Raw genomic sequence first — 13781 nt, forward strand, 5'->3', positions numbered from 1 at the left:
CCTTCCTCAGCCGAGGCTCAGTTGCGTGCGCGTAAAGCGCCCGTAGACGAAATAGAGCACCGTGGTCGCCGCGAGCAGCAGCGCGCCGAGCGCGCAGGCCATGCCCCAGTTGATCGACACGTTGGTGAAGTACGCCACGTAGTAGCTGACCATCTGGTCGCCCGGGCCGCCGAGCAGGGCCGGCGTGATGTAGTAGCCGATCGAGAGAATGAACACGAGCAGCACGCCCGCGCCCACGCCGGGGTACGTCTGCGGCACGTACACGCGCCAGAAGGCCGCGAACGGATGGCTGCCGAGCGACACGGCCGCGCGCTGGTAAGTCGGCGGAATCGACTTCATCACGCTGTACAGCGGCAGCACCATGAACGGCAGCAGGATGTGCGTCATCGAGATGTAGACGCCCACGCGGTTGAACAGCAGCGTCAAGGGCTGCGAAATGAGGCCCGTGCCCAGCAGCGCCTTGTTGACGAGACCCTCGCCCTGGAGAATCACGATCCACGCGGCCACGCGCACGAGAATCGACGTCCAGAACGGAATCAGCACGAGGATCATCACGAGATTCGCGCGGCGCTCGGAGAGCGTGGAGATCCAGTAGGCGAGCGGATAGCCGAGCAGCAGCGCGAACACCGTCACGAACACGCTGATGACGAAGGTGCGCGCGAACACGTCGAGATAGATCTGCTGCTCGGGATCGGCGGCCACGATGTTGCCGAATGCATCCTGGCGGTGGTCCAGCGACGCGAGCAGGTAGAACGGCGAATAGCGCGAGCTGTTCTTCGCGATCGCTTGCCAGTAGGTAACGTCGCCCCAGCGGTCGTCGAGTTCGACGATCCTGGCGCGCGTTTGCGCGGGGGTCAGCTTGAACGGTTTGCCGTCGTCGTCGGCGAGCGGCATGGCGCGCGCCGTTTTCGCGATCAGCGAGCGGAAGCCCGCGATTTCCACGTTCAGGCGGCGCGCCAGCGCGCCCATCGCATCGCCGTCCTGCACGACGATCAGGTCTTGCGCGAGCGCGGCGTACGCAGCGTCGGGCGGCGCGCTCTTGCGGTCCCAGTCGCGCAGCGCCGTGATGGTATGCGGCAGCGCCGTCGCGACTTCGGGGTTCTGCACCGCGCGCGTGAGCAGCGCGGCGATCGGCACCACGAAGATCAGCAGCAGAAAGATCGCGAGCGGTGCAATCAGCATGAGCGCCATCGTGCGCTTCTTCGCTTGCGCTACGCGCAGCTCCCGCTTCAGGCGCGCGCTCTCTTCGCGTGCCGCACCAGCAACGTTGGTCACGGTCGTCATTGTGGTCACATCCGGTCTCCAGCCATGCAGCCAAACCGCTCCAGCGCTTGCGCGCCGGAGCGTCTACCTCATCCTTACTTCGCGGCCCACGAGGCGAAGCGCTGCTCCAGCTCGTCGCCGTGGTCAGTCCAGAACGTGAGGTTCTGCTGCACCGCGTTCTTGCCGTTGTCCGGCGAGTTCGGCAGGTTGCCGAGCGTCTTCGCGTCGAGCGCCTTGATCGCGTTCGCATTCACCGGGCCGTACGCGATGTGCTGCGCATATGCCTGCTGCGGCTTCGGCGAGAGCGTATAGGCGATGTACTGCTCGGCCAGCGCCTTGTTCGGCGCGCCCTTCGGGATCGCCCAGTAGTCGAGGTCGTAGATGCTGCCGTTCCAGACCACCTTGAGGTTCTTGCCTTCGCGCTGCGCGGCGTCGATACGGCCGTTGTACGCCGTCGACATCACCACGTCGCCCGCGACCAGGAACTGCGGCGGCTGCGCGCCTGCCTCCCACCACTGGATGTTCGGCTTGAGTTCATCGAGCTTCTTGAACGCGCGGTCCTGGCCGGCCTTCGTCGAGAGCACCTTGTAGACGTCCTGCGGCGGCACGCCGTCGGCCATCAGCGCGAATTCCAGGTTGTACTGAGCGCCCTTGCGCATCCCGCGCTTGCCAGGGAATTTCTTCACGTCCCAGAAGTCGGCCCAGCTCGTGGGCGCGGTCTTGAGCTTGTCGGCGTTATAGGCGAGTGCCGTGGACCACACGAAGAAGCCTGCGCCGCAGGGCTGCTGCGCGGCCTTCATGAAGTCGCCCTTGTTGCCGAGCCTGGCCCAGTCGAGCTTCTCGTAGAGACCTTCGTCGCAGCCGCGCGCGATGTCACCGGTTTCGACTTCCACCACGTCCCAGTCCACGTGCTTCGCGTCGACCATGGCCTTCACCTTGGCCTGCTCGCCGTTGTACTCGACGGCGGTGATCTTGTTGCCCGTCTGCGACTGGAACGGCTCGTTGAACGCCGCCTTCTGCGCATTGCCATTGGCGCCGCCAAAGTTCACGACGGTCAGCTCCGCGGCATTCGCCACGCCGAACGAGAGTGCGAGCGCGGCCGCGACCGCTGCAACGCGCATGTTGCCGATCTGCTTCATGGTTGAGTCCCTTCTCCTTGGTGGTTTGTCTTGCCGGGCCCTTCGATGCGAGAAACGTGGCCCGATCGTCGAGACGCCTGCTTCGCGAGGCGACGGCGCGCGAGATTGCGCGCCGCGCCCGCACGCCTCAAGCGAACACGCGCAGATGCTCCGGCGCGAATTCGAGTGCGACCGGTTGACCGGGCGCGAAGCCGTCGAGCGCCTCGGTGCCGAGCGGCACCTTCACGAAGCACTCGTCCTGCTGGTGCAGGCCACAGCGCATGCGCACGTGGTCGCCGAAATAGATGAGGCCGCGCGCTTCGCCCGCCAGCGCGTTCGCGCCGTTGCCCCGCGAGCCGTTCGCGAGCTTCATGCGCTCGGGGCGAATGCAGGCGATGGCTGAAGCACCCGCCTGCGCACCCGCCACATTGCGGCCCTTCAGGCGCGTGCCGTCGGCGAGCTGCATTTCGCAGTACTCGCCATCGACGGCGGCAATGGTGCCGCGCAGCCGGTTGCTGTCGCCGATGAAGTTCGCCACGAACTCGTTGCCCGGCGACTCGTAGAGCCGGTCCACGCTGTCGAGCTGCTGCACGATGCCCTTGTCGAACACGGCCACGCGGTCCGACATCGTGAGCGCCTCACCCTGATCGTGCGTGACATAGACGAACGTGACGCCGAGCTTTTCGTGCAGCGACTTCAGTTCGTACTGCATATGTTCGCGCAACTGCTTGTCGAGCGCGCCGAGCGGTTCGTCCATGAGCACGAGCTTGGGCTGGAACACGAGCGCGCGGGCAAGCGCGATGCGCTGCTGCTGGCCGCCCGAGAGCTGCGCGGGATAGCGCTTCGCGAAGCCTTCCATGCGCACCATCTTGAGCGCGTCGTTCACGCGCTGCGCGCGCTCGGCGGCGGGCACCTTGCGCACGCCCAGCGGATAAGCCACGTTCTGCTCGACCGTGAGATGCGGAAAGAGCGCGTAGTTCTGAAACACCATGCCGATGTCGCGCTTGTGCGGCGGCACGTTGTTGAGCAGCTTGCCTTCGAGGCGGATCTCGCCGCCGGTGGGAAACTCGAAGCCGGCGAGCATCATCAGGCAGGTGGTCTTGCCCGAGCCGGACGGCCCGAGCAGCGTCAGAAATTCCCCTTGGTAGATATCAAGGTCAAGTTGTTTGACGACCAGCGTTTCGCCGTCGTAGGTCTTGCGCACGCCGCGAAAGCTGACGATCACATCCGAGGTCTTCATTCGCCCTGTCTCCTTTGCTTGCTCTTTTCCCGGCCGGCCCTTCTGACGCGATTAAATAAATGCGTCACAGACATTAACCGAACCTGACGTGCGAATTACTATAGATGGTCCCGGCTCTATTCAATGGAGCCATTTCATTATTATCGATGGAACCACTTGGCCATGGTCATCCTGTCCGAATGGCTCGCGGCGCAACTCGACAAGGAAAGCGCCGAGCCCGCCTACCGTCAGCTGCTGCAGCTCATGCAGCAGGCCATCCTGGCGGGCCGGCTCGCGCCGGGCACCAAGCTGCCCAGCTCGCGCACGCTCGCGGGCGACCTCGGCGTGGCACGCAATACCGTGCTGCATGTCTACGACCAGCTGAGCGCCGAGGGCTACGTGATCTCGACCACGGGCAGCGGCACCTATGTCGCCGACACGCGCCCCGACTCGGTCGCCGTGAGCACACCGACGCCAGCGGCCGCCCCCGCCGACGAGGACGACGACGCGAACGGCGCCTCCCCGCGCGGCGACATGTCGATGCGCGGCCAACGGCTCATCGACGAGGCGGGCGTGTCCGCCAGGCAGTGGGGCGCCTTCATGCCGGGCGTGCCCGACGTGGCCGAGTTTCCGGCGCGCACGTGGAGCCGCCTGCAGGCCAGGCTGTGGAAATCGGCCAATCATGGTTTGCTTACCTACGCTCCCGGCGGCGGCTACCGTCCGCTGCGGCGGGCGCTTTCGGACTACCTGCGCGTGGCGCGCTCGGTGCGCTGCACGCCGGACCAGATCATCATCACGACCGGCATTCATCAGTCCATCGATCTCGCCGTGCGCCTGCTCGCCGACGTCGGCGACCGCGCCTGGGTGGAAGAGCCCTGCTACTGGGGCGCGCGCAGTGTGCTGCAGTCCTCGGGATTGAAGCTCGCGCCCATTCCCGTCGACGACGAAGGGCTCAATCCGCGTGAGCAGGACCTGCGCGACCCGCCGCGCATCGCGCTCGTCACGCCTTCGCATCAATATCCGCTCGGCATGGTAATGAGCCTCGCGCGCCGCCGCACGCTGCTCGAATACGCGCGCCAGCACAAGGTGTGGATCATCGAGGACGACTACGACAGCGAGTTCCGCTACGGCAGCCGGCCGCTCGCCTCGCTGCAGGGTCTCGACGAGTCGGACCGCGTGATCTACGTGGGCAGCCTCGGCAAGCTGCTGTTTCCGGGCCTGCGCATCGGCTACATGGTCGTGCCCGAGCGGCTCGCAGCCACGTTCCGCACGGGCGTGGCGGAGCTGTATCGCGAAGGCCAGCTCATGCAGCAGGCTGTGCTTGCCGAATTCATCATGGATGGCTATCTCACTTCGCACGTGCGCCGCATGCGCACGCTCTATGGCGAGCGGCGCCAGCTGCTGATCGACGCGGTCACGCGCCACTTCGGCGATGCGCTGCCCGTTATGGGCGACGAAGCGGGCCTGCACTTCGTGCTCGGCCTGCCCGACCACACCGACGATCGCGCCGTCGCTGCGGCCGCCTACGACGCGGGCGTGATCGTGCGGCCGCTCGCGGCCTACTACAGCGTGAGCCAGGACCGCAAAGGACTGCTAACGGGTTACGCGTGCGTGCCGCACGAGGAAATCGCCCCGGCCTTTGCGACGCTCGCGCAGGTCATCGAGGAACACGCGTTCGCGAGCCCGAAAAAGCTGCGGCGCGCCGGTTAGACCGGAACGCGCCGCTGCCTCGAATCACAAAACCACCGCTTATTTCAGCCCGAAATCCACCCGCGTCGTCGCGCCCTTGTCGTCGATGCCCTTGGCGTCCAGCTTCGGCGCCACGATGAACACGCGGCTCGGATCGACCTTGCCTTCGAAGTACTGCTGCACCGCCTGCGCACGGTCCTGAGCGAGGTTGCGCAAGGTGGCGTCGTCAACGGGTGCGTGGTCGGCCAGCGCCTGCTTCATGTCGTCCACGGGCAGCGTCTTCGTGAGGCCGATCATGTTGTGCGGCTTCTTGAAGTCCGCATCCTTATAGGCCTTGGTGAGGTATTTCTCGTACTCCTTGTCGTCCACCTTGACCTGCGAGGTATCGACGCTCTCGCCGTTGCCCACCGTGTCCTTCACCTTCTGAAGCCGCACGAGGCGATCCACGTAATGTTCGCGCAGCGCGGGTGTGTCCACGGCCGGATCGACGCGGCCGATCAGATCGATCTTGATCGAAGGCTTGTCGTCGAGCGCCTTCACGATCGTGTCGAGCTTCTTCTGGTCGGCGTCGGTCAGCGTTGCCGTGCCGGCCGCGAATTCGACGTAGCCCAGGTCTTCGCCGCCGCCCCCGAATGCGTGGGCGAGCAGCGTGAACGGCGCGGTCACCGCCTTCGCGACGAGGTTGAGCACCGCCTTCCAGATCAGGCCGCCGAGGCTGAACTCGGGGTTCGAGAGCGATCCCGACACCGGAATGTTCACGTCGATCTCGCCCTTGCGGTTCTTGAGCAGCGAGATCGCGAGCCGCACCGGCAGCCTGGTGGCCGTGTCGTTGTCGATGTGATCGCCGAACGTGAGCTGGTCGATGAAGAGATGGTTGTTCGCCGTGAGCTCGTCGTTCGCGAGCTGGTAGTGCAGATCGACGTTGAGCTTGCCCTTCGTGATCGGGTAGCCCGCGTACTTCGCCGAATACGGCGTGAGGTTCGTGAGCTCGATATCGTGCGCACTCGCCGTGAGGTCGAGCGACGGTTTGTCGATGAGCGGATTCACCGTGCCCTTGATCGAGAGCGGACCGTTCGCCGCGAGCTTCGCGGAGACATCCACGGGCGCAGGCGTGGTCGACTGCGTGCCGAACGCGCCCACCGTGCCGTGGATCTGCACGAGATCGGCGGAGTAGTTCGGCTTGATGAAGTTGTCGGTGTAGTTCACGCGGCCGTCCTGCAGCACGAGCTCGCCGAAGTGTAGGCGCACGGGGTTCTTCGGCGGCTGCGCGGCCACGACCGTTGCTGGCGCGGAAGCCGCCGCCGGTGCGGAAGCCGTCTGCACGGGCGCGCTCGCCGCCTGCGGCGTGAGCGGCACCGGCTCCCGCTCGCCTGGCTTGCCGCTCTTGTCCTGCGTGAGCGACTGCGCGGCGCCCGTTTGATGCGCGACTACGTCCTTGAGATTGAGCTTGCCTTGCGCGTCGAGCAGCACGCGGCCATAGAAGCCTGCGAAGGTCACGCGGCTCGCGTCCACGTCGGTGCCGCGCGCGTCGTCGTAGTTCGCCTTCAGGTTGGTAAGCGCGAGCGAGCGCCAGCCCGCGAACGGGCCGGACGTGGCCTTGTCGAGCATGCGCACGTCCACGAGCGCCGCATCGCCGCGATAGTTCGCCTTGAGCGCCTTGCCCTGCTCCACAGAAAGCTGCCCGTTCATGTTGAGCAGCGCGCTCGCGATCACCGCGTTGAGCTGATTACCGAAGTAAGGCTCGAACGCGGCGGCGTCGAGCCGGTTCGCGTCGATCTTCAGCTGCGCCGTGAGCGGCGTCGGGTTGATCTTGCCGCTCAGCGCGAGCGTGCCCTTGCGGTTCACAGTCGCCTTCAGGTCGATCGGCAGAGGGTGCCTCAGGTCCTCGGTGATCTGCTGGATTTTCAGGTCGAACGGCGTGATGGCGAGCTTCACCGGGCGCGGCGTCGAACTGTCCGTGAAGTTGATCGTGCCGTTGTTCAGCGTCAAAGCGTCGATCGTGTAGCGCCAGGCGGGCCCTTCCTGCACCGACTTCTGCGCCGCGCGAATCGCCGTGCGCTCTGGCACCGCCTGTTGCGTGGAGGCGAGTTGCGCCAGGTCGACCTTGCCGTCCTTCTGGCGCTCGGCGTTCACCACGAGGCCGGTCACGTCAACCGAAGCGATCTGCGCCTTGCGCGCGTTGAGGTCGACGCCGCGCACCTGCACCGTGCCCCGGTCGAGCGCGATGGCAGGCGCCTTCGCCCCGCGCGCCGCGAGCTTGAGCGATTCGAGGCCGAGCGTGCTCTGGCCGACCTGCACGACGGCAGGCTGCTGCGCCCAGTCGGCCTTGAGCGTGGATGTGAGATTGAGCCTGCCGTCCAGAATCTGCGCGCTGCTCAGGTTGTCGATATACGGTTGCGCCTGCGGCAGACTCACACGCTCGAGCGCGATGTTGGCGTCCGCATTCTTGCCCGCGAGGCTCACCTTGCCCGATGCCTTGATCGTGCCGCCGTCGTTCGCGTTCGTCGCAAACGTGAACGGCGCGCCCGCTTTGGCGGTCGTCGAGAAGTTGGTAAGCGTCGCGGAAAGCTGCGTGAGTTCGATGTTCACCGGCCGCGCGGGCAGATCGTCTGCGATGTGCACGGTGCCGTTCGTGAGCGCGAACTGGCGGATCGAGACATCGAGCGGCGCGGGCTTCGCTTCCTCGGGCGCCGCTTGCGCGCTCTGGGCACCAGAGGCGCCCGAGGCCGGCGCGGCGCTCGCGGCCTTGCCGGCGGCCTCGTTCACAGCCGGCGAATTTTGCGCGGCCGGCGCGCCCATCAGCTTCTCGACGCTCAGCACGCCTTGCTTGTCGCGCGCGACCCACGCGGTGGGCGCGTCGAGACGGATCTCATCGAAGCGATAAACGTTGCTGAACGGTTCGAGCGAGGCCGCCGCCACGTGCATGCTGCGCGCGCCGAAGAACGGCGCGTTGGCGTTGTCGGTCGAGTCGAAGTCGTTCAGGTCGGTCGTGCCCGTCACGCGCAGCGTGGGCTTCTCGCCCGACATCACGAAATCGAGCCTGAGGTTGGTCGAGAGCTTGCCGCTCTTCACGGTGACGGGCAGCTTCGTCGGCGCATAGCTGAGGAGCTTCGGCACGTCGAGGTCGGTCAGGCGCAGCTCCACTTCCGACTCGCGCGTCGCGGAAAACGGCTTGGTCCTGCCGTCGATGGCGAGCGTGCTCGCCCCGTCGATGCGTGCGCGCAGCATCGGCTGAACGAAGATGTCGGTCTTGGAAGGCAGCGTGGCGATGAACGGAATACCGAGCGACCAGCGGTCGATCACATGCTTTTCGTTGAGCAGGCGATCGTCGAAGGTGATCTGGCCGTTCTCGATGCGGATGTTTGAAACCGAAAATTGCGTGGGCTTGCTGCCGGGTTTCGAGGGCGTCGAGAACTTCTCGATGAGGTCCGAGAAGTTGAAGTGCTGCGCGTCGAGCCGCACGATGGTGACGCGCGGCGAGTCGAGCCGCAGTTCGTCGACGATGGGCGCCGCGCGAAAGATCGACGACCAGGACGCCTGCACGACGGCGCGCGAGACATCGAAGAAGTCGCCGTTGCCGCCGCGCTCGCCGATATGCACGCGGTCCGCTTCGAGACGAAGCGTGTACGGATTGAGCGCGACGCGGCCGATCGTGACGGGCCGCTCGAGCTGCTTGCTCAACTGCTGCTCGGCAACGTGGCGAATGATCGGCGGCGCGGCGAAGAAGCCGACCAGACCGAACACAATCAGAAAGATGATTAGGCCCGTGAGGATGCGCCGGGTGCGGGGCGCACGCGCGACAGCGCGCACCGATTGCAAGGAGGAGTTGAGCGACGCTTTGTTGAGGCTTGCCATGCTTGCTTGCGGATGAGGCGGCAACAGGCCCGCCGCGGGATGTGGGTCTGATGTCGAAATCCGGGGATGCCGACAGCCGGAAGTATAGGTCCGATAGAAGATCGGACGGCGGGAAAACGCCGCCCGCTGCGCAGGTATTGCGCAACAAGAAGTAACAGCGCAAAGGCGATGGCCGGCGATTGCGTGATGTGCGCCGCGCGTGTTGCGCGATGCATGACAATGCGGGCGGAGAAGCCGGGCGTGGCGCGCTTGAGCGAGCTTATGCGGCGCGAAAAAAACGTTGGCGGGACAGCGCCCCGCCAACGCTTCGTTCAGCCCGGTTCAGCGATTACTGCCTCTCGACGGCGGGCGGCTGCCAGCTGCCGTCGGTCGCTTGCGGCTTCGCCGCGTAGAGGCGCATCACGAGGCGGAAGTCGCCATGCGGCGCCGGCACCCAGTTCGCGCCGCCGCGCGGCCGCTCGGCGCTCACGTGGACGTCGAGCGAGCCGTCGCGGTTGCGCCGTGCGCCGCTGCGGTCGCCGAACGCCACGCGCACGGGCGCGTCCGCATCGAGCGCGCCATCGGTCGTATAGGCCGTGATCGACCAGAATCCGCGCACCGGCGGCAACTGCTTCGCCGTGAAGTGGATCGTGTAGCGGTTCGCGCCGTTGAGCGCATGACCGTCGCTGTCCTGGCTCACACGGGCGCGCACTTCGTCGCGGGTCGTCGGCAGACCCGGCGACGTGTACGCCGCGTAAGCGCGCAGCGAGTAGTCGGGGCCGTAGTTGCCCGCGTCGTCGCCTACCCAGAGCCAGCCGTTGCCCGCCAGCAGGTTGGACGGCGGCGTCGCGGCGCGCGTGCGGCCATCGGCGAGACCCGCCTTGACGACTGCGGCGTCCTTCGCGCCCGAGGGCAACTGCGCCGGGTCGCCCGGGTGCACGCCGATGTCGCCGAGAATCTTGAGCGCGTGCGCATCGTCCGCCGTGGGCGGGTTGTCTTCCAGCGCCTGGGCGAGCCGGTCGAAGAAACCGTGCGCGTCGAGCGCCGCGACCTGCGCGGACGGCGTGCCCGGGGCCGCCGGATCGCCGCTCTGCGTAGCACCGGTCGGCTCGTTGCCGCGGCCGCCGCGAGCGCCGGCCTTGCCGCGCGCGCCGCGCTCGTCCCACTCGGAAAGCGCCGTGACCTGCAGGCCGTGCTGCAGCCGCCGCACAGCGGCGAGGTCGCCGCCGCCGCGCGTCTGGATGCGCGCGAGGAACCACACGTAGCGCGTCGACACGTCGACGCGCTTCACGCGCGCTGGCAGCGTGCCCTTCCAGCCGGCCGGCACAAATGCAATCGTTTGCGCTTTCAGACCGCTGACACGTTCGCCGGTCTGCGCGGCGCCCGTCGACCAGACGACGTTCGTCCACATGTCGAGCGCGCGCGCGTCCATGTAGCGGCCGTGCGTGTCGGGCAGCGTGACGAGCACCGGCTCGCTCGAAACGTCGAGCCAGCCGCTGGAAGTCAGCGTGTCGAGGTTGGGTTCGAGCGGGCTCGAGGCCCCGACGGGCGGCAGCGACTGCGCGTGGCGCAGCGTGTTCGGCGCGGCCTGGCCGGGCCCGCTGCCGGTGGCCGCTTCGCGCGCAACGTCCATCAGCACGAGCGGATAGCCAAACACATAGGAGTCGGAGACTTCGTCCTTCATCCAGCCGTTGCTCTTCGGCGCAACGTCGCCCGGCGCCGAGGCGCATCCGGCGATCAGGGCAAGGCAGGCAAGCGCAGAGCAGCTACGGTACGTAGAAAATGCTCGATGTATTGTTGTCATTTGTTGGTTGTATTCGGTGCGGGCGGTCCATGAAGTGACGTCGACCGGCTGGCCACTCCGCGCGCGGGCCCCCCCAGGGCCGTAGTCTGCGCGCGGCAAGGCGCCAATGCCGCCGGTTGGTATCGTATCGCTCGCGCATGGGCCTGAAAAGACTGCGGCGTGGAATATTGCCTTACAGGCGGAGAGCTTGCTCCGAGCACGTCCCTCTGAAACGAAAGTGGCGTAGTGTCACGCCCCTTGACCTTCCCATGATGGGAACGTAGATACTGCGTAACATCGATGATAGCCAGTGCTCGCACCCCATCATGAATGAACCCCTCGTTGCAGAACGCACCGATACCGCCGTGGCCGAACTCGAAGTCCACGGCATGACTTGCGCCTCGTGCGCCATGCGCGTCGAGAAAGCGCTTGCCAAGGTGCCGGGCGTCACGCGCGCCTCGGTCAACCTCGCCACCGAAAAGGCCACCGTCGAGGCCAGCGGCGGCGTCGCGCCCGCCGCGCTCGTCGCCGCTGTCGAAAAGGCCGGCTACGAAGCCGTGCCCGTCGCCACGGAAGCCGCCACATTCGCCATCGGCGGGATGACTTGCGCGTCGTGCGCGAACCGCGTCGAGAAGGCACTCGGGCGCGTACCCGGCGTGGCTGGCGTGAGCGTGAACCTCGCCACTGAGCAGGCCACCGTCAACACGCGCTCGCCGCTCACGGGCGAATTGCAGGACCTGCTCGTCGCCGCCGTCAAGAAGGCCGGCTACGAAGCCACGCCGCTCGCCGCTGACGAAGACACGTCTGCCCCGGCGAAAAGCGCCGCCGCCAGCGACGAGGCGCGCCGCGAATGGCGCGCCGTGCTGATTTCGGCCGTGCTCAGCGCCCCGCTCATGCTGCCGATGTTCGGCCACTGGCTCGGCTTAGGCTGGATGCTGCCCGCAGCGGCACAGCTGGCGCTCGCGAGTGCCGTGCAGTTCGTGTTCGGCGCACGCTTCTACCGCGCCGCGTGGAAGGCCGTGCGCGCCGGCGCGGGCAACATGGATCTGCTGGTCGCGCTCGGCACTTCGGCCGCGTATGGCGTGAGTGTCTATGCGATGCTCGCGCACCCCGGCGACATGGCCCATCTGTATTTCGAGGCCTCGGCGGTGGTCATCACGCTCGTGCGCTTCGGCAAGTGGCTCGAAGCGCGCGCGAAGCGCCAGACCACCGACGCGATCCGCGCTCTCAACGCGCTGCGGCCCGATCGCGCGCGCATCCGCTTCGATGGCGCAAATGGCGTCATCGCAGAGGAGCGCGAAGTCCCGCTCGCCCAGGTGCGCGTGGGCACCGTGGTGGTCGTGCGCCCCGGGGAGCGCCTGCCCGTGGACGGCGTCGTGCTCGAAGGCCGCAGCCACATCGATGAATCGCTCATCACGGGCGAAAGCCTGCCGGTGCCGAAAGCGCCTGACGATCCCGTCACGGCCGGCTCCATCAACGGCGAAGGCGCGATCGCCGTGCGCACCACGGCCATCGGCGCGGAAACCACGCTTGCGCGGATCATTCGCCTCGTGGAAAGCGCGCAGGCCGAAAAGGCGCCGATCCAGCGTCTCGTCGACCGGGTGAGCGCTGTGTTCGTCCCCGCGATTCTCGTTATCGCGGCCATCACGCTGGGCGGCTGGCTGTTCGCGGGCGCGAGCGCCGAAACGGCGATCCTCAATGCCGTAGCCGTGCTCGTGATCGCCTGCCCGTGCGCGCTCGGCCTCGCGACGCCCGCCGCGATCATGGCCGGGACCGGCGTGGCCGCGCGCCACGGCGTGCTCATCAAGGACGCCGAAGCATTGGAGACCGCCCATAACGTGAGCGTGGTCGCCTTCGACAAGACCGGCACGCTCACGCTCGGCCAGCCCTCGCTCACCGCGTTCGAAGCGGCCGAGGGCCTCGAGCGCGGCGAGGCGCTCGCGCTCGCCGCCGCCGTGCAGCGGCAAAGCGAACACCCGCTCGCGAAAGCCGTGGTGCTGGCGTACGAAGCACAGACAAAAGCGCAAGCAAATGCCCAGGCGCCGGGCGCCTTGGCTGTCGCCGCCCATGCGCGCGCGGTGCCCGGGCGCGGCGTGGAGGCCGAAGTGAACGGCCGGCGCCTCGCCATCGGCAGCGGCCGCTGGCTCGACGAACTGACGCTCGCCGTACCGCCCACGCTCTCGGCCCGCGCGCGTTCGCTCGAAGAGGCCGGCAATACGGTGTCGTGGCTATTCGAGCCGCACGGCGGGGTGCTCGCCCTCCTCGCTTTCGGCGACACCGTGAAGCCCACGGCGCGCGAAGCCATTGCGAACCTCGAGGCGATGGGCATCCGCAGCGTGCTAGTGACCGGCGACAACGCGGGCAGCGCGGCGGCCGTGGCCGCGCAGCTCGGCATCGGCGAAGTCCATGCGCAGGTGCTGCCCGACGACAAGGCGCGCACGATCCGCGACCTCAAGATCAGGAGCGGCGGCATCGTCGCGATGGCCGGCGACGGCATCAACGACGCTCCGGCGCTAGCCGCCGCCGACATCGGCATCGCCATGGCGACGGGCACCGACGTCGCCATGCACGCGGCAGGCATCACGCTCATGCGCGGCGACCCCGCGCTCGTTGCCGCCGCAATCGATATTTCGCGGCGCACGTGGCGCAAGATCCAGCAGAACCTGTTCTGGGCGTTCTTCTACAACCTGATCGGGATTCCGCTCGCCGCCTTCGGCCTGCTCAACCCCATGCTCGCGGGCGCGGCCATGGCGTTTTCCAGCGTGAGCGTCGTGACCAACGCGCTCCTGCTCAGAACGTGGCGGGGCCGCCGCTAACGCAGAAATTCAAGACGCGACGTATCGTACGGAATATAACGAAAGGGCGCTTCGTGCGC

7 protein-coding genes are annotated in these 13781 nt (G+C 67.1%); 2 read left to right on the forward strand and 5 right to left on the reverse strand.

What is annotated here, in order from left to right:
* Positions 1-6: 6 nt before the first annotated feature.
* From M3I53_RS31625 to M3I53_RS31635, 3 genes are all read right to left on the reverse strand, one after another.
* Positions 7-1284, reverse strand: coding sequence for an ABC transporter permease (locus M3I53_RS31625; RefSeq protein WP_254319786.1), 1278 nt, complete (start codon positions 1282-1284; stop codon positions 7-9).
* A gap of 74 nt (positions 1285-1358) precedes the next feature.
* Positions 1359-2402: an ABC transporter substrate-binding protein gene (locus M3I53_RS31630; RefSeq protein ID WP_375542611.1), complete on the reverse strand. Its 1044-nt coding sequence runs from the start codon at positions 2400-2402 to the stop codon at positions 1359-1361.
* A gap of 127 nt (positions 2403-2529) precedes the next feature.
* Positions 2530-3621: an ABC transporter ATP-binding protein gene (locus M3I53_RS31635; protein WP_254319756.1), complete on the reverse strand. Its 1092-nt coding sequence runs from the start codon at positions 3619-3621 to the stop codon at positions 2530-2532.
* A gap of 156 nt (positions 3622-3777) precedes the next feature.
* Here M3I53_RS31635 and M3I53_RS31640 point away from each other — a divergent pair, with 156 nt between their 5' ends.
* Positions 3778-5310, forward strand: coding sequence for a PLP-dependent aminotransferase family protein (locus M3I53_RS31640; RefSeq protein ID WP_254319757.1), 1533 nt, complete (start codon positions 3778-3780; stop codon positions 5308-5310).
* Between the two features lie 39 nt (positions 5311-5349).
* Here the strand turns inward: M3I53_RS31640 and M3I53_RS31645 are convergent, their stop codons facing one another.
* Positions 5350-9144 (reverse strand): DUF748 domain-containing protein, encoded by a 3795-nt coding sequence (locus M3I53_RS31645; protein WP_254319758.1) that lies wholly within the window; start codon positions 9142-9144, stop codon positions 5350-5352.
* 328 nt (positions 9145-9472) lie between these two features.
* A complete protein-coding gene (locus M3I53_RS31650) occupies positions 9473-10927 on the reverse strand; it encodes a DUF1254 domain-containing protein (protein WP_254319759.1) in 1455 nt (484 codons plus the stop codon).
* 305 nt (positions 10928-11232) lie between these two features.
* On the opposite strand from M3I53_RS31650, the gene M3I53_RS31655 reads away from it, so the two are divergent.
* Positions 11233-13722 (forward strand): heavy metal translocating P-type ATPase, encoded by a 2490-nt coding sequence (locus M3I53_RS31655; RefSeq protein ID WP_254319760.1) that lies wholly within the window; start codon positions 11233-11235, stop codon positions 13720-13722.
* The last annotated feature ends 59 nt before the right edge of the window (positions 13723-13781 follow it).

It is taken from the genome of Paraburkholderia sp. CNPSo 3272, assembly GCF_024206495.1.
Classification (GTDB): Bacteria; Pseudomonadota; Gammaproteobacteria; order Burkholderiales; family Burkholderiaceae; genus Paraburkholderia.

What these genes read in the sequence shown, in the direction of transcription:
- M3I53_RS31625 (WP_254319786.1), bottom strand. Translation starts at nt 1,284, where the DNA reads ATGACGACCGTGACCAACGTTGCTGGTGCGGCACGCGAAGAGAGCGCG.
- M3I53_RS31635 (WP_254319756.1), bottom strand. Translation starts at nt 3,621, where the DNA reads ATGAAGACCTCGGATGTGATCGTCAGCTTTCGCGGCGTGCGCAAGACC.
- M3I53_RS31645 (WP_254319758.1), bottom strand. Translation starts at nt 9,144, where the DNA reads ATGGCAAGCCTCAACAAAGCGTCGCTCAACTCCTCCTTGCAATCGGTG.
- M3I53_RS31650 (WP_254319759.1), bottom strand. Translation starts at nt 10,927, where the DNA reads ATGACAACAATACATCGAGCATTTTCTACGTACCGTAGCTGCTCTGCG.
- M3I53_RS31655 (WP_254319760.1), top strand. Translation starts at nt 11,233, where the DNA reads ATGAATGAACCCCTCGTTGCAGAACGCACCGATACCGCCGTGGCCGAA.
- M3I53_RS31630 (WP_375542611.1), bottom strand. Translation starts at nt 2,402, where the DNA reads ATGAAGCAGATCGGCAACATGCGCGTTGCAGCGGTCGCGGCCGCGCTC.